We start from the raw sequence: 24,618 nt of genomic DNA on the forward strand, positions 1-24,618 counted from the left end.
AGGTAACAATATGTCAAAAAAAGTTGCAATTAATGGATTTGGTAGAATTGGTAGATTAACATTTAGACGTTTGTTTGAAAAAGGTGTTGATATTGTTGCAATTAATGATTTAACTGACACTAAAACACTAGCTTATTTACTTGAATTTGATACAGCTCAAGGAATTTTTTGCGAAGGTGAAATTTCATATACTGATAATTCAATTATAGTTAAAGGAAAAGAAGTCAAAGTATTTGCTGAAAAAGATGCTGCTAACTTACCATGATCTGATTTAAAAATCGATTTAGTTGTTGAGTCAACTGGATTTTATACAGATAAAGAAAAAGCTTCAGCCCATATTAAAGCAGGTGCAAAAAAAGTTATTATTTCAGCACCAGCAACTGGAGATTTAAAAACTATTGTTTATGGAGTTAACCATAAATCACTAACAAGTGATGATGTAATTATTTCTGGAGCTTCATGTACAACTAATTGTTTAACACCATTTACTAAAGCTTTAGATGATGCATTTACTATTAAAAAAGGGTTTATGACTACAGTTCATGCTGTAACTAATGACCAAAGGTTATTAGATTTAAATCATAAAGATCTACGTAGAGGAAGAGCTGCTGCTTGAAATATTATTCCATCAACTACTGGAGCTGCAAAAGCAGTTAGTTTAGTATTACCTCATTTAAAAGGTAAATTAGATGGATATGCATTGCGTGTTCCTACTATTACTGGTTCAATTACAGATTTAACTGTTGAATTTGAAACTCAAAATTTAACTATTAATCAAATTAATAATGCAGTAAAAAAAGCATTACAAGAAGATACTGATTTAGCACAAGCTATGAAATATGAAACTAAACCAATTGTTTCATCAGATGTTATTGGTTCTAAATATGGATCTATTTTTGATGCTACTTTAACAAAAGTTATGGATGTTGATGGAAAACAATTAGTTAAAGTTTGTTCATGATATGATAATGAAAGTTCTTATGTTTCACAACTAGTTAGAACTACTATTTACTTTATGTCTTTATAAAAAAATATTAAATTTAAAATCTAAACTTTTTATTATTAATTAATAACAAGTTTAGATTTTGTTTTTTTTAATTTATGAATTTATTTAAATATAGTAGAATATGAATAACTACTATAAAAGGAGAAAATATGAATTATAATAACAAAAAAACATTAAAAGACATAAATGTTAAAAATAAAATTGTACTAGTTCGTGTGGATTTTAATGTACCAATTCAAAATGGAGTTATTACTGATGATAATCGTATAATTGCTGCTCTTCCTACTATAAATTACTTAATAGAAAATGATGCAAAAATAGTGTTATTTTCACATTTATCAAGAATTAAAACTAAAGAAGATAAATTAAAAAAATCTTTAGCTCCAGTTGCAAAAAGATTAGAAGAATTGTTAAATAAAGAAGTTAAATTCATTAATCAAACTAGAGGAAAAGAATTAGAAAAAGCTGTTAGCTTGTTACAAGATAAAGAAATTATTTTAGTTGAAAATACTAGATTTGAAGATGTATTAGATGATCAAGTTGTTAAGTATGAATCAAAAAATGATCCTGAATTGGGAAAATATTGAGCTAGTTTAGGTGAAATATTTGTAAATGATGCTTTTGGAACAGCACATAGATCACACGCTTCAAATGTTGGAATTGCTTCAAATATTAAAGTTTCAGCTATTGGTTTTTTAGTTGAAAAAGAATTAAAAATGTTGTCTCAAGCAGTTAATGATTCTAAAAAACCATTTATTGCAATTTTAGGTGGCGCAAAAGTTTCAGACAAAATTGGTGTTATTGAGAACTTATTACCAAAAGTTGATAAATTACTAATTGGTGGAGGAATGAGTTATACTTTTTTAAAAGCTCAAGGTTGTAGTATTGGTAAATCATTATTAGAAGAAGATAAAATTGATTTAGCTAAGCATTATTTAGAAATTGCAAAAGATAAAATTGTTTTACCAGTTGATACAGCATGCGCAAAAGAATTTGCTGATGTAAAGCCAACTATTTTTGAAACTAATATTCCTGATGAATGAGATGGATTAGATGCTGGACCAAAAACAATTGAAATGTATAAAGAAGAAATTAAAAAAGCTAAAACTATTGTTTGAAATGGTCCTGTTGGTGTATTTGAATTTAAAAATTTTGAAACTGGTACAAAATCTATATGTCAAGCAATTGTTGAACAAACTAAAACTGGAGCTTTTACTTTAATTGGTGGTGGAGATAGTGCCTCTGCTGCTATTAATATGGGGTTTAAAGATAATTTTTCATGAATTTCAACAGGTGGAGGAGCCTCACTTGAATTTATGGAAGGAAAAGAATTACGAGGAATTTCGGCAATTCAAAATAAATAAAATAGAAATAATTAATTATAAATAGATGTTAAAAAAACTCACTTATGAACAACAAGTGAGTTTTTTAATAAAAATATTTATTTATCTTGATCCTGAATTTGTTCCTGGTTTTGGAGCTGCTTCTGATCCTGAATTTGTTCCTGGTTTTGGAGCTGCTTCTGATCCTGAATTTGTTCCTGGTTTTGGAGCTGCTTCTGATCCTGAATTTGTTCCTGGTTTTGGAGCTGCTTCTGATCCTGAATTTGTTCCTGGTTTTGGAGCTGCTTCTGATCCTGAATTTGTTCCTGGTTTTGGAGCTGCTTCTGATCCTGAATTTGTTCCTGGTTTTGGAGCTGCTTCTGATCCTGAATTTGTTCCTGGTTTTGGAGCTGCTTCTGATCCTGAATTTGTTCCTGGTTTTGGAGCTGCTTCTGATCCTGAATTTGTTCCTGGTTTTGGAGCTGCTTCTGATCCTGAATTTGTTCCTGGTTTTGGAGCTGCTTCTGATCCTGAATTTGTTCCTGGTTTTGGAGCTGCTTCTGATCCTGAATTTGTTCCTGGTTTTGGAGCTGCTTCTGATCCTGAATTTGTTCCTGGTTTTGGAGCTGCTTCTGATCCTGAATTTGTTCCTGGTTTTGGAGCTGCTTCTGATCCTGAATTTGTTCCTGGTTTTGGAGCTGCTTCTGATCCTGAATTTGTTCCTGGTTTTGGAGCTGCTTCTGATCCTGAATTTGTTCCTGGTTTTGGAGCTGCTTCTGATCCTGAATTTGTTCCTGGTTTTTCTTCTTTTTTATCTTTATTTTCTTCTGTCATATCTGATGGTTTTTCAGAAGTTCCATTATTATTTATTTCAGTATTTGATCTATCACCACATGCAACTACAGCAGCACTAGTTGATGCAATTAAACCTACTGAACCTAGTAAAGTTAATAATTTTTTCATTAATTATCCTTTCAAAAACCGGTTATTTTAGCTACATATTATGTATTCTATATAGCTGAAGTTCATTATATATATATATATATAATGTCAAGCACTTAGCAGGGTTTGGTTGGATTATTAAACAAAATGGTACCAGACCAATTATAAGACCACAGATCTGTGGTCTTATAATTGAACAGGAGGTCTAATGTTTGTTATCCAAGAAAATAAAAAGTTTAATGAAAAAAAGAAACTTATAATAGATACTTTTGAAAAAGAGCCTAACAGAAAGTTGTTATCAATCGCTATACAGTTTCAAAAATCACTTTCTACTGTAAAAAAATATAAAAGTGAATATATTAAATGAAAGAACAAGGAAGCAGAGCTAATTCTTTCACATAAAAACACTAATAATAAAAATGCTCAAAAATATAGTGATGAGATAATACATAATTTAGGTGAAAAATACCAAGAACAAGTAAAAATAACTGGTGGAGATGTAAATAATGCTAGTTGTTCTTATTTAACTTTAGAAAACTATCACAGCACTCTTATGTCAACTAACACTAAAAATAAAATTTCTTATTCAACTTTAAATAGGAGACTAATACAACAAGGTTATGCAAGCCCTTATTGCAAACGTAAAACCAAAAAAGAAGTTAAAAAAATAAGAAGACAACAAGAAGAAGGAAAATTAATTAGGTATAGCAATGAGCTAGTTTTTTATGTGCCTAAAAACGTAGAAAAACACAGACTAGCAGTAGCAAACAATTATAAATTTGGACAGGTAATAGAAGTAGATGGATGTACTCATTATTATTTTCAAAATAACACAATAGCAACATGTGTTATGGCTGTTGATGTTGGAACTAATCAAATACTTGATATGTGTTTTGAAGAATACGAAGAATCTTTAAATTCTTATCAAAAAATTTTTGAAACAATATTTAGAACTTATGGCTATCCTCAAAGAATTATTACTGATAATAGAGCTAATTTTAAAAAAGATGAAAGAAATAACGCTAGAACGCGTTTAGAGCTTGAAAATAGGGGTATAGAGGTGATTTCTTCATCTAATGCTAATGCAAAACCACATGTTGAAAGAATGTGAGATACAGTCCAAAAAAATGCACCTTTCTTCTTTAAACAAAATGATATAAAAACAATTGAACAAGCAAATCAAATAAAACACAAATTAATAGATTTTGTTAATAGTAAATGTAAAAAAAGAAAAAGAGATAATGCATTTAGACAACTAGGTGAAAATGAAGTTGAAAAATTCTTTGACCTACCTATACCTAGAAAATTTGCAAATGGTGTAGCAGAGTATAAAACTAAAATTTATGCTCCATACGATGAATTTGGTAAACGTTTTAGATTTTATAAAAAAGAAAATATTCAACTTGTAATTGGTTCAGATGAACAACTTTACTTTAGAGCAGATACTAAACGCTATATTGCAAAGCCATTAGAAATTGGTTCAACTGATTGAGTTGAAGTTGATTTTGTTAGAAGAAAACAATTAGATGAAAGTAGAAAAGAAGATTTAAAAATACTAACAATGATAAACCAAACAAGAAGAATTCACAGTGGATTAGACAAAACACTCTTATACATAAAAAAATACTCCAATGGATTACCTAGTGAGTTAGTTGACGAGATCTCAGGAATCGTATTGAGGGTTAAAAGTGATTGTTCAAGGTTTTCCCATGAACTCAAAGATAAATTAGGCTTGTTAGAATAGATCTATTATTCTCTAATTTCTTTGATAATATAATTATAACTTATAGTACCATTTTGTATAATAACCCACGATAATGTCAAGCACTTAGCAGGGTTTGTCTAAACTTTATAGTTGGAATAAGATCTATACTTATTTTTAAAATAATTTATTTTTTAAGAATTTGATTTTTTACTAAAAAAATCTATATAAAAAAATCTTATTATCTATACTTAATCAACTAACTAAATATAAATAATAATAGTAAAACTTAAACTATTGTAAAAGGACCAGTTCACTTATAATGATTAGTTCAAAAGTTATTTATTTTAAAAACTGGTATATAAGTTCATTTAATATTTAATGCATAAATTCTAGCTGCTTTAAAATCATATTCATACATTTCTAAAGCTGAAGAAACTAGCTTACTAACTTCATCATTATAATATAATTCAATTTTATTTTTAATAATAATAGAAATATAGTAATTAATAAATAAACATATAATCATAGAAAAACTTAAATAATTAAAAATCATATATTTTCATAATTTGTATAAAAAGTTTATATTCATATTATTTTGATTATTTAAACTATTAACTTCAAATACATTTGTAAAAAAATTATAAATAAATAAGAATAGATTTGCTAACATAAATAAACTTAACATAATAATTAAAAAAGTAGGAATAGTTAAAATAGTTAGTCTATAAACTTTTAATAAACTATCTTTTTTAACTTGCTTTGCTGAAATTCATAATCTAGAAATTAAATAATCTAATTCATAACCAACTGATTCAAATATACGTTTACTAATAATAATTTGTTTTTTATTTTTATTAATATTTTTAAAAACTTTAATCATATTATCAGTATCAGTATAAATAATTTCATAATCAGTTAAATTAAAGATAATTTGAAATTGTCTAATTGCTTTATTAATATCTGTTGAATTAATTACTAAATTACTAGAATTAATAAAAGGTACTTGGTGATTTAAATAACTTCTAGTAGTTATTAAATAAATTAATAGAATTAAAAAAATAGTTAAAGTATTAACTATTAAAAGTATGAAATTAGCTAAACTAAAGCTCATAAAATCACCTGACTTAATTATTTAATTTTTAAACTTACTAATATTTTATTAGTATTATTTATTAATTATCTAATATTTGTAAATAAAAAAGTTGTATTTCTACAACTCAGCATTATGATAGACGTTTTGTACATCTTCTAGTTCATCTAATTTATCTAATAAAGTTTGTAATTGCAATTTAATTTGCTCATCTTTAATTTCAATTCTTTTATCAATTGGAATAGCTCTAATTTCTGAAATTAAATACTCATCAATATTTAATTTATCTAATGATTGTTTAACACTATTATAAGCTTTAAAAGGAGCATAAATAATAATAGTCTCATCTTCACAAATTAAATCATTAATTTCAACTTCATCACTCATTAAAGTTTCTAAAACTTCATCTTCTTTTTTATTTTTAAAAGCAAACATTGCTACATCTTCAAATAAAAAACTTACTTTTCCATCTGGATTACCTTTATTTTTATTAAAAGTTTCTCTAATCATAGCAGCTGCTCTATTAACATTACTTGTTAAAGTATCAACTAAAATTGCTACATTATTAGGTCCAATACCTTCATACCTATTAGATACATAATTTTCAGCATCTCCACCAGCAGCTCTTTTAATTGCTCTTTCAATTACATCTCTTGGTATTTGATTAGCTTTAGCTTTATCAATTACAGATCTTAAAGCTAAATTTGAATTTGGATCAATTCCACCTTGTTTTGCAGCCATATAAATTTCTTTTGCTGCTCTTCCATTTGCTGCAGATTTTTTAGCAGCAGTTTTAGCCATTGAAGCGGCTCTTACTTCATGTGCTCTTCCCATATTAATACCTCTAATTTGGATTTTTCATTGAGTTTAATTTATTCATAATTAATTCTATTTGAGTTTGTACATCTAATTCAGCATCAACAACAAAAAAAGGAAAATTATAAATATTTTGTTTGTAAAACTCTTCATAGTTTTTATTTAAAGTTTCTCAATACTCATCACCAATTAGCAATTCTTCACTTCTTCCTCTTTTTTTTATTCTACTAATTGCAGTTTTAGTTGAGACTTTTAAATAAATAACAATATCAAAGTTTAATTTGTTTTCAGGAATCTTTAAATTTTCTAAAACAACATTATTATAAAATTCAATATAAGTATTATAGTCAATTTGATCAACATTATTTAAATCATAATTAACTTTCATAAAAATAGGATCTTCTAATAAAGTTCTATCAAAAATAATATTTTCTAAATTTTTTGCTTGTTTTAATTGTTTTGATCTAGCTGTTAACATATAAATTTGCATTTTAAAAACAGTCTTTTTTAAATCTTTATAGTATTGTTCAAAATAAGGATTTTTTTCAACTGGTTCTTTAAAAATCTCATAGCCTAGTCTTTTACTAATTTCTTGAGAAATTGTTGATTTTCCAGCTCCTACAGTACCAAAAATTGCAATTTTCATAATTTCTCCTTTATTTTTTATTGTTTTGTTTTAAAGAATAATAAATACCATAAAGTTTTTTAATTTCATGAATTTTTAACTCACGATATTGACCTGGTCTTAAATTATCTATTTCTAAAAATTCAATTTTAGTTCTTTTTAGTTTTAAAAGTTGAGCTTGAATAGATTCAAACATTTTTTTAACATGATGTTTTTTACCTTCATTAATAGTTAGTTCTACAATTGAAACATTTTTTAATTTATCATATTTTACTAATTTAGCATTATAAGCTTTTGTTAAATAATTATTATCAATATATACACCTTTGATTAGTTGATTAACTTGTTGTTTACTAACTTGGCCTTGACAAAGACCTTGATATGTTTTTAAAAACTCATACTTTGGATGCATTATAAAATTAGATAATTCTCCATCATTTGTCATAATTAATAAACCACTTACATCATAATCTAAACGTCCAACTGGATAAACTCGATGGTTTAAATCTTTAAAATAATCAGCTACTGTTTTTCTTTTTTTAGGATCATACATAGTAGTTAAAACTAATCTAGGTTTATAAAATAAATAATAATATTTTTGATTATTTGAATCAGATGTTACTAATTTATTATCTATAATAATTTCAGCTTTAGGATCAATTTTTACTCCTAATTTATTAATAATTTGATTATTAACTTTAACTCTGTTTTCTAATATTAGTTTTTCAGCAGTTCTTCTTGAACAATATCCTCTACTACTAATGACTTTTTGTAACCTTTCTAAGCTCATTTTTCTCCTTAAAAAAACCAATAACAAAAGTTACTGGGTGCATTTTTTATATTATCAAATAAAACAAGTAATACTAATTATTTTGATTATCTAAATTAAAATCTTCAACATTACCATACAAATCAACTGCTTGTTGAGCTTGTTTTTGTTCGTTATTGTTTTGGATTGCTTGTTTAATATCTTGTTCACTAATTACTGGTAATTCTTCAATTCCGCCTTTAATATTAAAAACTTTAAAAAAGTTATCAGTAATTGCATACAAATTACTTCTATTATTTTCTAAATCTTTACCAATTACTTTAATTAATTTTTTTTCTCTTAATTTATGAAGTTGATAACTACAATCAACATTTCTAATTTCTTCAATACTTTGTTTTGTAATTGGTTGTTTATAAGCAATAATTGATAAAACTTCTATAGTAGAATGAGATAATTTTTTATTTTCATTATATTGTTCTAATTTAGCAAAATATGGGTGTAATTCAGGTTTTGTTTGTAATCTGTAATTATTTTTTTTATAAGTTTGAATACAAAAAGCAGTAGATTGGTCAGCTAAATATTTTTTGTTTAACTCAATTATGATTTCCTTAATTTCAGTTGGCTTTAAATTTTCTAAAACAGATTGAATATCTAATAAAGAAAGACCATCATCTCCATAAATAAATAATAATCCTTCAATAATAGCACTATATTGTAGATTCATTTGCAATCACCTCTAATTGTTGAGTAATTAAGTTTTCATTTTTGATTACTTCTTTTCTTAAACAAACATAAATACATTCATCTCTAGTATCGATTTCTAAAATTTGATATCTAACTAAATCTAGAATCGCTAAAAAAATAACAATAAAGTTTTTTAAATTAAACTCTAAAATTTCTAACAATTCTTCAAGTTTTCACTCTTTTAATTTATTTGAAGTAACTTTATTAATTATATCTAAAATTACTTCATGAACAGATAAACTTGGAGTAGTTAAAGTTTGATAAATTTCAGTTTCTAAATCAAAATCAGCTTGATAGTTAAGTGATTTTGAATTAGTAACTACATTATAAAAAATTTCTGTTAATTTATCTAAATCTAGATCATTTAAGTCAATTAAAGGTTCAGGATTTTCAAAAATTAAATCTTTTTTAAATGTTTGTTTTGATTTTTTTTTAGAAAAAGTTTGTAAATAAACTTCTTGAGCATTAAACAATTGATCAGAAATCTCTTTTATTTGATTGTATTGACTAATTTGATAAACTAAATCATCATAATCAATTTGATCAACTTGTTCATCTTTTTGGTCTTTAACTAATAAGTATCGAGATTTTAATTCAATTAGTTGAGAAGCAATAATTAAATATTCACTAGCTATTTCTATATCTAGTTGTTGGTTTTGTTTAATATATGCTAAGTATTGATCAACAATTTCTAATAAACTTAATTCAACAATATCAAGTTTTTTTTCTTTAATCATTAATCACAATAACTCAATTGGTCCTGAAAATTGGTCAATTGTTAATCCTTGTCAGTGTTTCATTTTTTCTTTCTATAAATTATTTGAATTAATTTCAAGTAATTTATTAATATCTTTGTTTGTCTTAAAATCTAAAGTAATTTGAATAAAAATCCTACAAATAATTATAAATAAACACTCTAATTCAAATACTAAATTTACTAAATAATCTAAATTATCTAAATTAGTTTTTGTTTTTAATAAATGATTAAATAATCAAGATTGGTCTAAAAGTTTGAAAAACTGTTCACTTCTGTTTTGTGTACCTCTAGTTTTATAAAAAGCATAGCTTAAATTAGTAAAATCATTAATAAATATATATTCTTTGTATTCTTGTTGGTTTGGTTTTAAATTATAAGCTAAGTTTAAAGTATTAATAATTTTATTTAATTGATTAAAAATATTAAACATATACAAATACATACTAGTTAAGCTATGTAATTCAGAATTTTCTAATAAATATTTTTGATTTTGATCATCATAAAAACTATATTCTAAACTTTGTTTTATATAAAATAACAAAATTGGGTTTAACTTGTCAAAAATATCAAAATTAAAAAAAGCTCTTCTTGAAAATAAAATTGCTAGTAGTGTTTTTAATAAGTACAACAAGTAATCAAACTGCTCGTTTTGATTAATTAAATTAGTTTTTAAACTTTCTTTTAATAATAAATCATCTATAACATTTGTTAAATAAATACAAATGTCAAACAATTGCTCTTGAGAAAGTTCTTTTTTTCTACTTAATTTAATTAGTTCATTTAATTTATTAGTAATTAATTCATATTCACTCATAATATTTCTCTTTATTCTCTTATTAATCTAGTTATCATTTTTTGTTCTATGTCTTTTTTTGCTAAATTTATCATTTTTAATTTAATATCTTTTAGATCATTATATTCAGCAATAATATAATTTGATATTCAAATAAATGTTGCTAGATAAATTCCTAAAATACTAAAAATTAATAAACAACAAATATAATAAACATTTCTAATTTTATTAATAAATAAACTATTTTTATTAATATCAGTATTATTAATAATTTCAAATACTGATTTAAAAATACTAAATATTCCAATATTATTAACTTTACAAATACTAATTATTAAATATCAAACTGATAAAGTTAAAAACACAACTGTTAAAAAAATAGATAAAACTGAAGTTTTTGAACTTCTATAGTCTCACATTAAACTAATACCAAATCATAAATAAAACATTACAAAGAAAAATAAACCAAAAATTAACATCATTATTGTTAGTAAGTAAATATTATGAATAAAAGTCATTAAAATTACACCAAACATTGTTAAACTAGTTAAAATAGAAACTGATTTAACTATTCCAATCGATTTAATAATTATTTTATAAAATAAATAACCTAATAACATTTCACCTAAAATAAAACAAATTCTAAATGATTGTAAATAATTTCAAATATTTAAATTATTAACAGAACTTTGCTTTAATTTAGCTACTAAAAATAATTCAAAAATATCTGATCTAATAATTACATTTACACTTATAATTAAAAAACTCATTACAATTAAACAAATTAAAACTTTATAATCATATCTTTGTAATTGTTCAATAATCTCATCTTTATACTTAACTACTTTAGTTTTTCTTTCTTTTATAAATATTGAAACAATTAAACAAGTAAATAAACAAAATAAACTTAAAACAAAAATTGGTCAAGTTGTAAAACTAGTTTGATTAGATATTAAATTTAAGTTTAATAAACTATAAATTTGATAACTTATAAAACTTGCAAAACTAACAACAAATCCAGCTTTTATACTACTAAAAACTGGAAATAATCTTTCATTAAATTGTTCATTAAAAAATAAAAAATAAATGATTTGACATGAAATTCCAACTCCTATAAATAAAGTTATAAAAATAAGAGAAACTATATTTATACTAGATAAAAAAGCAATCATTATACTTATAAAACAACTAAATAAACCAATTCAAATTCAAATTCTTCTACTTTGTAGTTTTAAAGTTAGTCATAAAGCTAGTGGATTTAAAATAGTAGCATATAAAAAATAACTAGTTAAAAAAAGTAAAACAGTAAGTATTGAACTTGGTAAAGTTTTTAAAATTGGTGAATCAACACTATTTGTAATTATTTGAATTAAAAAGTTAATAACTATTCAAAAACTACTAATTTCAAGATAAAATAATCCTTTTTGTTTAGAAATACTATTTTTATAAAATAAATAAATAGCAACAATTAGTCAAATAATTATTAATAAAGGATTTACTATATATAAATCTCATCTAAACAACTTATTCACCACTTCTCTAATTAACTATTTATATTATAAATAAAAGCATATAAATAAAATTTAAAATTATCTATAAAAACTAAGTTTTATAAATTTAAAAAAATTTTATAAATAATTAATAATTATAAGCTAAAGTTTATAAAAAAGAATTTTACTTTAAATTTAAGAAGTGTTATTAAAAAACGCAAAAATGTTTATTATTAAAATACTACTAGAAAAACTAAAAAATTTAAAAATTAGAAAATCAATTTAATAAAGATAGAAATTAAAATAAACAAAAAATTATTAAGCAATAAATTTATAATGATGATTTAATCCAGTTTTTTAGAGTTAAATATTAATGATATGATAATCAAAATATCAATTATCTTTGTAATATTCATAATATTAATAAAGTGTAAAGGTATTGCCAAATAAAATTATTAACTTAAAAAACACTCTCACTTATATAATAAAAATGAGATTATTATTTAATAAAATATTAGAATGCATCATAAATAGTTATTAATATGCATTATATATTTTGTTACCTTGATAGTCTTTATCTATATTTCTAATTTAAATTTAGATAAATGTAAATTAAATATAGATAAAAAATATTAAAATTTCAAAAAAAAGATAATTTTAATTTGAAGAGATATTAAATTTAAAAAATGATTTACAAGAAATAGAGCTGAATTTTTGCAATAATTTGAATATAAATCACTTTTATACTAAAGAATTTCTATTTTTAGAAAGGAAGAAATGATAAGAAAAAGTAAATTATTTGTCCTAACATCTATATGTATAGTAATTTTTATATGATTTTATTTTAATATTGATGATATAGTCCTGTACAGTATATCAGGTAAAAAAGATGGTATTTTTTTTAAAATTACTATGGGTTCTTATAGATGATTAGAAGAATGAAATAGACTATTAGAAGTTCATTTTTATTCCAACACAAGCATAAAAATTTGAAAGGAACATATAGAACATAAGGGTTTTCAGCTTCAAGGCTTTGTTAAGTATAATTCTTTAATTTACTATTTAATAAATTTAACAAAAATTGGGTTTGGTTCTTTATGTTTTACCTTATTTATAACGTTATGTAAAAAGACTATTTTTAATCCTTTTAGAGATATTTGAAAATATCAAAAAAATAGAGATGTTTTTGTTTCTTCAAAAATGAATGAAACATTAATTTTTCTTAATAAAATGTTAACAAGGATTCAAGATCATAATATAAAGAAAGTTTTTTACTCTATTAATTCATTTCCAAAACTAACTTATAAACCCGTTTTTTTAATTAGATTAATTAATGATATTAGAAATTCTTTATTAACAAAAAGTTTAAAAAATGAATTATCCTATTATGAAAATCTAATAGATTTAGTTATTGATTTTATAAGAGAAATTAAGAAAAAAGAAATTCATAGTTTAGAATATAAAATGCCACACGAATTATTTCCACTAATCAAAAGAACTATAGAATACTATTCAAAAAATTCTTCTTATTATTTATTTTATTGCATTAATGCTAATCAAAATTCTGGCATAGCAAAAATATTAACTATTTGACTTACTTATTTATCTTGATCATCAATCTTTTTACTTAACTTAATAATTGGTACTGTAATTGTTTTCATCCTTAATGCAATTGTTTACTTAGTAGTTTATGATAAATCAAATAATTTATGATTTATCAATTCTTCAATATGATTAACCTTCACTATTTTGACAATTTCATCAAGTATCATATATTTGTTTATTTCAAAAAATAATAATAAATTTAATAATTCTGCTAATTGTAAAGATAAAATCAAAAATTTAAAAAATATCTTAGAAAATGTTAAGAAAATTACAGTTAAAATTATATTTTTTGTTATCCTTACTTCTATACCTATTGCATTATATTTAAAATTGGATTTGTTCTCTTCACTAATTATAAAACAAACTAATCCATTATTTTCTAAAGAATTGGATTTCATTCTATACCACATTTTATATGTAAATTTGCTGTTTTATTGATTGTTATCTCTTATAGAAATAGTGAGAAAAGAAAAGAAAATAACAGTTATTATTGTTTTTAACAAAGTATTTATTCCTATATTTGTTCTATCATTCTTTATAGGTATTAGTTTTTGACTCAAATCTGTAGTAGGATTTGAGTCAATTGATTATAAAGTAAAAATTATCATTACTATACTTATTACAATATGGGTATTTATAATCATTTATGAAGCTGCAATTTATAATCCAATAGCATTTATTATATATTTACTAAGCTTTTTGGTTAAATTAGTTTTTAATTGATTATTTGAAATTATAGAAAATTTTTTCATAACTATAAACTCAAACAATAAAAATACAGAGAGTGTCATAATAACTTATCTAATAAAAGAAAATCCAAAAAACATTCACCAAATTGCTGAACAATTTAATATAGAAGAAAAAGAAGTTAATCTTATTATTTTAAAATACTTATATAAGAAAATAGATTGCAAAAAAGAAACAAAAATTAATATATTAAAATACTTATGTTGGCAATATCAATATACTGAAAAAAAATTAGCAGAAATGTTTAATGTTGAAAAGAAAAAAATAGAAACATTAATTAGAAAAAATAACAGTAAAAAAGAACACATAAATATATGTAATAAATTTACGAAACAAAAAAACTTAAAGGTTTTTAATTTAAATATATTTTGATTAATTAAAGTTTATATTCTATTTATGTTTGTTAATCTTTTATTGGTTGGAGCTTTTTTATTTTTTTTCTTACACATTGCACGAGAGCCTAAAATATTATTAATTCTTATACTATGATCAATATTTAATATAAATTTAATCATAATACTCAGAGGAGTAGTGCTTTATAAAAAGAATTTTGTCTTATTAATAATTCTTAATCTTGTAGCATTAAACATAAGTAATATTATAATTTTAGTTTTAATATACAAAGCAAATAATTCTTTACATTTGATTCAGCAATATAACAAAACATTAACTAAACTTTAATTACATAAAATATATATCAATAAAAATTTAATGAAAAATAACAATCGACACAAATTAGACTTAATGTTCTATTTATAACTCTGAGAAAATTATATATACTTACACAATTTACAATTAATACTAAAATTTAAGTATTTAATAAAATTATTTCCCTACTTATATAGCAAGTAGGTTTTTTAATGAATAAAATTTTTTGCTCACATAAATTGAAATAAAAAATTAATTTAGACAAAAGAATATATTTGTTATTATAAGAAAATTAATAAATATCTAAATTTAAATTACTTTAATGGTTAAAATAATTTATTTACTTATTAACAAGATTTTAAAAAAAGACAAAGGTTGATTAACAAGAAAATAGAAACTAAATTTTTAATTACATATAAATATTCAAAAAAACAAAAAAACTAGAATTTTGTATCTATTAATTTAAAAAATATTAATAATATTAAAGACGAAAAGTGAATAAATGTGTTTACTATGTTAAATTTTAATGAGATTATAAAAAGCATAATTGTTTTATATAAAAAGCTTGCGCTGCTGCAAGCTTAAGTTATATTTTATTTACTTAAAGAATTTAATCAACCACTAACTAACGAAGAGTTGCTTCTATCATTAATATTTCTTGGTGCTCTAGATATTGAAACAGTACCATCAGCTTTATCTTTTTGTTTTTTTAAAACTTCTTCAGTTTCATTGGTTTTTTTAAGTTGATTTTTTTGATTTGAACTACCCATTATAGAAAATAATTCTTTAGTTAAATCTGAAGCAGCTTCTTCATGTGATTTAACTTTTTTTGTTTCTTTTTTAACAACTGTTGATAATGTTGTAGCTAATTTTTCTTTTTCTTTAGCTTTGTCAGATTCATTAGTGTTTTTTTTCTTGTGATGGTGTTTTGCATGCAACACTAACAACAGCAGTTGATGCAACTAAACCTAATAAACCAAATAAAGTTAATAATTTTTTCATAACTAATTCCTTCTAATGAGATTAATTATATTCACACAATTTTTTATATATTTAAACAATGAAAATATACTAATTATAAAATTATTCTTTTATATTATTTATAAAAAAAAAACGCTAAACTTAAGCTTTTATTTACAAATTAATAGTAATTAATTATTAGAGTACTGCTACCTTAAGCAAAAACAAGTAAAATATCAATTAAATATTGATTAGTTACTTTTAATTTAACATATTTTTTAAAAATTATAAACCCAAATTTAAAAAAAATTAAAAATTTTGCAAAACAAAAACTATGCTCTTATTTTATAAGCACTTTTTTTAGATTTTGTAATTTTTAATTTATCAAGATTTTATTAAACCTTATAACTATTAAGGTTGTATAGGGTATTTAAAAATATTAACAGATTAGTAATTTTCTTTTGTTTAACTTAATGCTTGAGTTTTTAGATTTGTTATATCACTTACACCAAATATCAATATTTTTTAAATAGTCAAATATTGATTTATAAAACTTTTTATTTGAGTGAATTGTTCCCTTTTTAAGTTGTCCATGAAAACTCTCAATTACAGCATTATCTAAACAAGAATAGTTGATACCCATTGATTGTCTAATGTTGTATTTTAAACAAAGTTTTCTAAACTGTTTTGATTCATAAACTAATGCATGATCTGAGTGAATGATTAAACCTGATATATCAATATTTAATTGTTGATATTTTTTAATTGTGTGTTTTAGGTTTTTAACAACTAAATGAGTGTCATTTTTATTACTTATTCTATAATCTATAATTTCTTTTGAAAAACCATCAATAGTAGTAGAAAGATAGTATTTTTGCTTATTTAAAGTTATATATGTAACATCTGTATAAACTACTTGTCCTTGTTGTTTAAATTGATTAAAATCACGATTAACTAAATCTGGTATATTAAATTTATTTTTACCTGATTTATGATGTGGTGTTTTTGATTTGTTTTTCAACCAACCAACTACTAGGTTTCACTTTCTCATTATTTTTAAAATAACTTTATGATTAACAACTAGGTTATATAATTCAAAAAGTTTTTGTTTTATTTTTCTATAACCTATTAAATTATGATTATTAACAAATATTTTAATAATTAATTGTTCTAATTTATTAGGTTTATTTATATTTACTTCAACTTGTTTTAATCTTTTGTAATATAAACTCTTTGAAACACTAATAGTGTTTAATATTTTATTTATTGGAATATTAAATTCTTTTTGAATTTGATATATTTGGTGAAAAACAGAAATGCTTTTTTTGTTTTGTTTTTGTCAAATCTCTTTTATTTTTAATAAACCATTCAAATTTTGTTGGTGTTTGAATAAAACTTGTGATTGATGATTAATTTTCTTTAATAATATTTTTTGTGTTTGATATTTTCAATATTTAAGTGTGTTGTAGTTTATATTGTAAATACTAGATAATTCTTTTAAGGATTTAAATTTAAATTCATTAAATACCTTGTGTTTAAATTCTAAGCTATATTTCATTAATATCACCTATTTATACTATTTTTGACTAATTATAATATTTGAATATAAGTTTTTACTTATTTTAAATACATAAAATAACAACTCTAATCACAAGGTATATAGAAGTATATCTAGGTGTATATTTAGTTATATAGGATTAATAAAGTACTTTAGAATAAAGTGTCGGAATTTAATTTAATTATTTAGACTTTTTTATATTTATTAAAACAAATAAAATAACATACTTTTAATTTCTAATAATTATTAAAGTATGTTTTAAGGGGTTTAATAATCAAAATAAGGAGGTGTTTTACTTTGGTAGGCGGTTTACATCAACTCATAGTAAAATATCTTGTAAAATTAGTTTTTAAAGTATAAACAAAATAGTATTAAAAAAAACACCTAATTCCCCCCGCTACCATAAACACGGACTAAAATTTTTCAATATTATAACAGGATTGTTTTCTGAATTGTACAGGAGACAATCCTTTTAATTTTTCTTTTATTCTTATGTTGTTATATCAATAAATATATTTATGAATCCTTTTAGTTAACTCTTCTACTGAATTATATTTTTCACCATAATAAATTTCTTGTTTTAATAAACCAAAGAAGTTTTCTATAATAGCATTATCTAAGCAATTACCTTTTCTAGACATACTTTATGTTATGTTATTTTCTTCTAGTTTTTTAACTCAGCTAATGTGTTGATAATGAAATCCCTGATCAGAGTGAATTAACAAACCATTTGTATTTTTAACCTTTTTAAGTGCTTTTTCTAGCATTGAATTTGTTAAGTTTAAGTTAGGATTAGTTTGAATCGAATACGAAATAATTTCATCATTGTAAAGATCAATAATTGGTGATAAATATAACTTTTGACCATTAACTTTAAACTCTGTTACATCAGTGCATCAAACTTTGTTTTCTTGTAAAGAATGAAAATTTCTTTTTAAAACATTATCTGCAATTTTTCCAACAGTTCCTTTATAAGAACTATATCTTCCATTTTTTGTTCTAAATTTGATACACTGAACACCAAGCTCTTTAGTTAACCTTAAAATTTTTTTGTGATTAACAATATATCCTTTTGATTCTAAAGCTATTTTTAGCCTTCTATACCCATATGTTTCAAATGATTTGTTAAAAATATCAACAATCATTTCCTTTAATTCTTTGTTTTTATCTATTGTATTTTCTAACTTATGTTTTCATTCATAAAAAGAAGATTTAGGCAGCTTGGCTATTTTTAAGAGAATAGAAATTTTAACTTTTTTGTGTGTTTTTAGTAATTCTAAAACTACTTTTGTTTTTTCCTTGTTGATTTTTGTTTTGTCAACAAGGTGTGGAACTTTTTTCAGAATTCAGCCTCCAACTTATAGTATTCAACTTGTTCTTTTAATTCCTTAATCTGTTGTTCATTGTTAATTTCTACTTGAGATTTCTTTATTTTAGTTGGTTTTTTATTAGGGTTTTTCATATTTTTCTTAGGTCTCCCTATATTATTATTTAACCCTAAAAATCCATATTCTTTATACTTTTTAAATCATCCAGCTATAGTTGATGAATAAACAATATTAAATTTTCTTGCAATTTCATCATAAGACTGATTAGTTTTAAGTTTATATAATACAATTTTGAGTTTTAATTTTGGACTATAATAAGGTTTTTTATCCTTATTAATAAGTCCTTCAATTCCGAATGCTTCAAATCTATTAATTAAATTTTTTACAGTTGAATCTGAAATATTATACTTATTTGCTAAATAAGTGCTCCTTTTTACATTAAGTTTTTTAGCTTCTTTAACAATTTTTAACTTTTTTTCTAAATCTAATTTGGACATATAAAAACCCCATTTCCTGGATTTTTAGTCCGGAATATGGGGTTCGGGGGAATTTTTAAATAGGTGTTTGATTAAAATTATTGATTAGATTTTTTACGTTTATATAGATAAATTGCAGAACCTAGTATACCTATACCTGCAATACCACCTATAATCCCTAAAACAATTGATAGTGTTTTTGTATTGTTAGGATTATAATTTCTAAATTTTTCTGGGATTTGTCAAAGTTTAGATGAAAATATCCCCCAACCAAAATTATCTCATTTAGTTACTTTACCAACATCTCACATTGAAATATCTTGATTAAATGAACTAGCTCAAGAAAACATACGTTCCATATTTGTTACATTTGAAGTATTTCACATTGAAATATCTTGGTTAAATGAACTAGCTCAAAAAAACATATGATTCATATCAACTACATTTTCTGTTTTTCAATTGTTTAGTGGTTGGTTGAATGATTTGGCAAAGCCAAACATTGCACCCATATCAGTAACACTTGAGGTGTTTCATTTATCAAGATTTTTTACACTGCTAGATTCAAGACCGCCAAATGCACCATATAAACTAGTTATTCATGGTGGAAGTTCAACAGGAACTTCGGTGGTGTTCTTTTTAAATCTTTGAATTCGAACTGTACCATTATCAAGAGTTTTTCAACCTATTTCAAGAACTTTAGTTGGGTTGTGTTTATCATAAACATGCTGTTTTTCTTTTAATTGAGGGTTTGTCTCTTTTTGTTTTTGTTTCTGATAATTGTTTGTTGATAAAACTTGGTTAAGATTATTGGTTAATAAGTAACCCCCCACAGCAACTCCAGACAATGTTAATGTTGAAATTGTTAGTAGTGTTAATATTTTTTTCATTATATATAATCCTTTCATTTTTATTATATATATTTTTTGAAAATTTATTATTTATTATATTTTTCTCTAATTTAAGATGGAGTCAACACTATCTAAATTTTTCTGGGATTTGTCAAAGTTTAGATGAAAATATCCCCCAACCAAAATTATCTCATTTAGTTACTTTATCAACATCTCACATTGAAATATCTTGGTTAAATGAACTAGCTCAAGAAAACATACGTTCCATATTTGTTACATTTGAAGTATTTCACATTGAAATATCTTGGTTAAATGAACTAGCTCAAAAAAACATATGATTCATATCAACTACATTTTCTGTTTTTCAATTGTTTAGTGGTTGGTTGAATGATTTGGCAAAGCCAAACATTGCACCCATATCAGTAACACTTGAGGTGTTTCATTTATCAAGATTTTTTACACTGCTAGATTCAAGACCGCCAAATGCACCATATAAACTAGTTATTCATGGTGGAAGTTCAACAGGAACTTCGGTGGTGTTCTTTTTAAATCTTTGAATTCGAACTGTACCATTATCAAGAGTTTTTCAACCTATTTTGACAACTTTTGTACCAACATAAACATGCTGTTTTTCTTGCATTGGTGGTTTTGTAATAAAAGTTAATCGGACTTGTCCTTGATATTTGTGAGATGGATTTCACTCGCTATTTGTTTCTGGGTATATTTCAACTTGTTGACCTCTTTGTAGTGATCTTCATGCTATATCAGAGCTAGTTAAATTAATTCCAGGATTTTTTTCATTAATTGCTTTTAAGATAGAATTAAAGTTTTTTTCTTTTATATAACCTAAATCTGTGTTTTTAATAATATCTTGAAGTTTAGTTTTAATGGTGAAGTTAACTATAACTTGTCCTTGATATTTGTGAGATGGATTTCACTCGCTATTTGTTTCTGGGTATATTTCAACTTGTTGACCTCTTTGTAGTGATCTTCATGCTATATCAGAGCTAGTTAAATTAATTCCAGGATTTTTTTCATTAATTGCTTTTAAGATAGAATTAAAGTTTTTTTCTTTTATATAACCTAAATCTGTGTTTTTAATAATATCTTGAAGTTTAGTTTTAATGGTGAAGTTAACTATAACTTGTCCTTGATATTTATTTTCTGAACCATTTGACTTAGGTGTTATAGTTGCAGAAGTATTAGTTATATTATTAAGTTTTATATGATTTTCATTCATTGATCAATCATTTTTAGAATTGATTAGGTCAAGTAAGGTTCTTGATGTATTGTCTTTTATATAACCTAAATTTGTATTTCTAATAATGTTTTGAAGTTTTGTTTTAATGGTGAAATTAACCGTAACTTCACCTTGGTAGTTATTGTTTGGTTTTGCTTTAACAATTGCACTAGTTGGGGTTACATCAATAATATCAACTTGGTCTAAGGTTAACTCAATGCCATTTGCTTTATTTATAGCATTAAGAATTGAATTTTTATCTTTATCTAGTAAAGCACCTAAACTAGTTGTTTTAATTGTTGAAGCAATTGTAGGTCTAATGTTGTATGTAACTTCAACTTGACCTTGATATTTAGAACTACTATCTTTTGCTTTGATAACTGCTTTGTTTTCACTAGTTTTTATTTCAACAGTTATATCATCTTTAGTTAAATTTAAATCTGGGTTAAGTTCATTAACCTTAGTGATGATTTGTTGTTCATCTGGATTATCAAACTTGTCTAAATGAAGTTTTGTTATAACTGTATTTAGTTTTGTTTTAATTGTAAATGTAACTTCAACTTGACCTTGGTATTTATCATTCTGATTTTTAACAGTGATAGTTATAAAGTCATCAATGATTTGATTTAGTCTTTCTGATTGATCTTTATAAACCATATGAGAAGCATTGTTGATAATAACTGTTTTAACGTTTTTAATAGTATTAAAAAAATCTAAAGAATTATTACAATCAATTATTCTATCATTTTTTGCTAAAACTACTAAAGTTGGAATTTTAATTGATTGATAAGCTCTTGTGATTTTATTATGTAAACTTTTAGCTAAATTAACTATATATTTGTTATTATAGTAATTTAAATTAAACTTTAACTTAGCATTATTAACTCAATTTTGATTATTTAATAATTGATCATAATTATAGTAAATATATGGAACAAATTTAGTTAAATAATCATCAAATGAATTTATAAAAACATAATTATTTTTTCAAAAATCTAAACTTAGTTGAGTTTGATTAATAGGAGTAATTAATATTAGTTTTTTAAATAGTAAAGAAGATTTATAATAAGCCAAACTAGCTACACCAGCTCCAAGTGATTTACCAATTAAAATCACATTTTTTGGTGGCGGTGTCTTTTAACTTATTTTTATTAATAAAATCAATTAGTAAATCAGAAAATTGTTCAACACTAACTTGGTGATCTTTAATAGGTTTTATTAAATTAGAACCCGGAAATTGCAATGCATAATAATTTGATTTTGTTCAAAAATTACTAAATGCACTTAAAGCAGTTAATTTAGAATTAAAACCATGACAAAATATTATATTTTCTTGATCATTATCCTACGTTTCCCACTTAGTCGCGAAAACACTCAGTTTTCAGCGACTATATTTTTTTATAAAAAAATATAATTTATTATGCTTTTATGCTTAAATATGATATAATAAAGACGTGAAGAAGTCAAGAAATGATGTAAAAAGACAATGAAGAACATCAATAGCAAGAGTTAAAAAAGGCGAATACTTATCAATTGGAGTGCCAAGACCAGATAACAAAGGTTTTGTATATAGATTAGGATATGGATATTTACATGAATTAAAACAATATCATGATGATCCGCTAGCAATTATCAAAGCAATTATTGCAAACTTTCCATTGTCTTGAACAAAAGAACAAGCAAGAACTAAATTAGATGAAATTTTTAAAGAGAAAAAAGAAACCAAAAAAGAAGTTTTAGAAAGGTTTAAAGGTTACGAAGTAGTTGAAAAACTATTTGATTATTTCAATATTTTTAATGATTGTTCTCCCACAAAATTGACAACATTAAAAGATGTTGTTTTACAGTTGATTTATCAAAGAATTAAAAATCCAATAAGTGTTTTTAACACTTATAAGACAGCAAAAAAAGAAAAAATAGACACTCATTCAAAAAATTCATTTTATAGATCATTAGACTATATAGCAAAAAACAAAGATGAAATTTTAAGAAATTTAAATGCAAAAATTTGTGCAAATACCAATAGAAAAATTGATGTATTATGATTTGACGCAACAACTACTTATTTTGAAACATTTTCTCGTGAAGGTTATAAAAAAACTGGTTATTCAAAAGATGGAAAATTTAAAGAAGACCAGATTGTTATAGGTATGGCAACTGATGAAAATGGAATACCGTTACACTACAAAATATTTCCAGGAAATGTTGCTGATTCAAATACTTTAATACCATTTATGCTTGAAATTGCAGATATTTATGAAGTTAACAGTGTAACTATAATTGCTGACAAAGGAATGAGTGTTAATAGAAATATTAGATTTTTAGAATCTAAGAATTGAAAATACATAATCTCGTACAGAATGAAAGCTGGAAGCAAACAATTTAAAGAGTATATATTAGATGAAAAAGATTATATAAATGATGGTGGTTTGATATACAAAACTCGTGATATTGCATCTTCATACAATAAAAAAAGAATTAATGGACATTTTAGAAGACAAATAATTAGTTTTAGTCAAAAACGAGCAACTAAAGACAAAAACGATAGAGACATTTTAATTCAAAATTTCACTAAGAAAATGAATAAAGATAATCTTGTTTCTTGTGATGATTTAGCGGGATCTAAAAAATATAGATTCTTTAAACCTATAAACAAAGGTGCATTTTATGAACTTGACATAGAAAAAATACAAGAAGATCAAAAATATGATGGATACTATGTTTATGAAACAAACAGAACAGATTTATCAGTAAAAGAAGTTATTAATTTATATTCAAAACAATGACAAATTGAGTCTAATTTCAAGACATTAAAAGGTAAATTATCTCTTCGTCCAATGTATTTATCAACTTGAAACCATATTGTTGGTTACATTTGTTTATGTTTCATTTCATTAGTGTTTTTAAACTACATCATCTACATTCTAAATTCAAAATTAGGACTGACTGGAAAAAGCAAAATCACTGAGCATAAAGTGATTAATGTTATCAAAGAAGTTAAAGAAATTGAAGTATTTGTAAATAAACAAAAAATCGAAACTATACAAGTGTATAATGATGAGTTACAAGAAAGTTGGCAAACTTATCAAATATTATTAGAGCTTTTAACAAAAGAAAAAGTCACTTAGACATTACATTATAAAAAACAT

The 24,618-nt window shown here is 23.5% G+C and carries 19 protein-coding genes and 1 pseudogene; 5 read left to right on the plus strand and 15 right to left on the minus strand.

The window, feature by feature from the left end:
• The first annotated feature begins 10 nt into the window (after nt 1–10).
• Together gap and V2P32_RS01870 are read left to right on the plus strand one after the other, a co-directional pair.
• On the plus strand, nt 11–1,027 hold the full coding sequence (gap, locus tag V2P32_RS01865; protein ID WP_434343846.1) for a type I glyceraldehyde-3-phosphate dehydrogenase: 1,017 nt from the start codon (nt 11–13) through the stop codon (nt 1,025–1,027).
• Between the two features lie 128 nt (nt 1,028–1,155).
• A complete protein-coding gene (locus V2P32_RS01870) occupies nt 1,156–2,370 on the plus strand; it encodes a phosphoglycerate kinase (RefSeq protein WP_434343847.1) in 1,215 nt (404 codons plus the stop codon).
• Between the two features lie 81 nt (nt 2,371–2,451).
• On the opposite strand, the gene V2P32_RS01875 is transcribed toward V2P32_RS01870, so the two are convergent.
• Entirely contained in the window at nt 2,452–3,291 is an 840-nt protein-coding gene (locus V2P32_RS01875) for a lipoprotein (protein WP_434343848.1), read from the minus strand.
• Between the two features lie 187 nt (nt 3,292–3,478).
• Here V2P32_RS01875 and V2P32_RS01880 point away from each other — a divergent pair, with 187 nt between their 5' ends.
• A complete protein-coding gene (locus V2P32_RS01880; RefSeq protein ID WP_434343849.1) occupies nt 3,479–5,014 on the plus strand; it encodes a hypothetical protein in 1,536 nt (511 codons plus the stop codon).
• 247 nt (nt 5,015–5,261) lie between these two features.
• On the opposite strand, the gene V2P32_RS01885 is transcribed toward V2P32_RS01880, so the two are convergent.
• The 8 genes from V2P32_RS01885 to V2P32_RS01920 form a co-directional block, all read right to left on the minus strand.
• Complete coding sequence (locus V2P32_RS01885) at nt 5,262–6,086, minus strand: hypothetical protein (RefSeq protein WP_434343850.1); 825 nt, start codon at nt 6,084–6,086, stop codon at nt 5,262–5,264.
• A 99-nt stretch (nt 6,087–6,185) separates the two neighbouring features.
• Nucleotides 6,186–6,899, minus strand: a complete 714-nt coding sequence (locus V2P32_RS01890; RefSeq protein ID WP_434343851.1) for a YebC/PmpR family DNA-binding transcriptional regulator — start codon at nt 6,897–6,899, stop codon at nt 6,186–6,188.
• 10 nt (nt 6,900–6,909) lie between these two features.
• Nucleotides 6,910–7,527 carry a deoxynucleoside kinase gene (locus V2P32_RS01895; protein WP_434343852.1) on the minus strand — a complete coding sequence of 206 codons (618 nt, stop codon included), beginning with the start codon at nt 7,525–7,527 and terminating at the stop codon, nt 6,910–6,912.
• A gap of 10 nt (nt 7,528–7,537) precedes the next feature.
• Entirely contained in the window at nt 7,538–8,296 is a 759-nt protein-coding gene (locus V2P32_RS01900; protein ID WP_434343853.1) for a pseudouridine synthase, read from the minus strand.
• A gap of 73 nt (nt 8,297–8,369) precedes the next feature.
• Nucleotides 8,370–8,999 carry an SMC-Scp complex subunit ScpB gene (gene scpB, locus V2P32_RS01905; RefSeq protein WP_013447883.1) on the minus strand — a complete coding sequence of 210 codons (630 nt, stop codon included), beginning with the start codon at nt 8,997–8,999 and terminating at the stop codon, nt 8,370–8,372.
• Nucleotides 8,983–9,819, minus strand: coding sequence for a segregation/condensation protein A (locus V2P32_RS01910; protein WP_434343854.1), 837 nt, complete (start codon nt 9,817–9,819; stop codon nt 8,983–8,985). Before V2P32_RS01910 ends, scpB begins: the two co-directional genes overlap by 17 nt.
• Before the next feature lie 9 nt (nt 9,820–9,828).
• Nucleotides 9,829–10,590 (minus strand): hypothetical protein, encoded by a 762-nt coding sequence (locus tag V2P32_RS01915; RefSeq protein WP_434343855.1) that lies wholly within the window; start codon nt 10,588–10,590, stop codon nt 9,829–9,831.
• Nucleotides 10,591–10,601: 11 nt separating this feature from the next.
• A complete protein-coding gene (locus tag V2P32_RS01920) occupies nt 10,602–12,101 on the minus strand; it encodes an MFS cation transporter (protein ID WP_434343856.1) in 1,500 nt (499 codons plus the stop codon).
• A gap of 1,188 nt (nt 12,102–13,289) precedes the next feature.
• Here V2P32_RS01920 and V2P32_RS01925 point away from each other — a divergent pair.
• Nucleotides 13,290–15,092: a hypothetical protein gene (locus V2P32_RS01925; protein WP_434343857.1), complete on the plus strand. Its 1,803-nt coding sequence runs from the start codon at nt 13,290–13,292 to the stop codon at nt 15,090–15,092.
• A 560-nt stretch (nt 15,093–15,652) separates the two neighbouring features.
• Here V2P32_RS01925 and V2P32_RS01930 read toward each other — a convergent pair.
• The 6 genes and pseudogenes from V2P32_RS01930 to V2P32_RS01955 form a co-directional block, all read right to left on the minus strand.
• Nucleotides 15,653–16,000, minus strand: coding sequence for a lipoprotein (locus V2P32_RS01930; protein WP_434343858.1), 348 nt, complete (start codon nt 15,998–16,000; stop codon nt 15,653–15,655).
• Complete coding sequence (locus tag V2P32_RS01935) at nt 15,960–16,061, minus strand: lipoprotein (RefSeq protein WP_434343859.1); 102 nt, start codon at nt 16,059–16,061, stop codon at nt 15,960–15,962. The genes V2P32_RS01930 and V2P32_RS01935 overlap by 41 nt, the downstream gene beginning before the upstream one ends.
• A 397-nt stretch (nt 16,062–16,458) precedes the next feature.
• Nucleotides 16,459–17,577 carry an IS3 family transposase gene (locus V2P32_RS01940; protein WP_434343860.1) on the minus strand — a complete coding sequence of 373 codons (1,119 nt, stop codon included), beginning with the start codon at nt 17,575–17,577 and terminating at the stop codon, nt 16,459–16,461.
• A 413-nt stretch (nt 17,578–17,990) separates the two neighbouring features.
• Nucleotides 17,991–19,402 (minus strand): annotated as a pseudogene (locus V2P32_RS01945) (IS3 family transposase).
• Between the two features lie 77 nt (nt 19,403–19,479).
• Nucleotides 19,480–20,268: a BspA family leucine-rich repeat surface protein gene (locus V2P32_RS01950; RefSeq protein WP_434343861.1), complete on the minus strand. Its 789-nt coding sequence runs from the start codon at nt 20,266–20,268 to the stop codon at nt 19,480–19,482.
• 88 nt (nt 20,269–20,356) lie between these two features.
• On the minus strand, nt 20,357–22,585 hold the full coding sequence (locus V2P32_RS01955; protein WP_434343862.1) for a BspA family leucine-rich repeat surface protein: 2,229 nt from the start codon (nt 22,583–22,585) through the stop codon (nt 20,357–20,359).
• A gap of 338 nt (nt 22,586–22,923) precedes the next feature.
• On the opposite strand from V2P32_RS01955, the gene V2P32_RS01960 reads away from it, so the two are divergent.
• Complete coding sequence (locus V2P32_RS01960; protein WP_434343863.1) at nt 22,924–24,597, plus strand: IS1634-like element IS1634 family transposase; 1,674 nt, start codon at nt 22,924–22,926, stop codon at nt 24,595–24,597.
• Nucleotides 24,598–24,618 lie beyond the last annotated feature (21 nt).

Origin of the sequence: Mycoplasma sp. 06067-C1-B144P-99-0482-3, assembly GCF_051053925.1 — a bacterium.
GTDB lineage: Bacteria > Bacillota_I > Bacilli_A > Mycoplasmatales > Mycoplasmataceae > Mycoplasma > Mycoplasma leachii.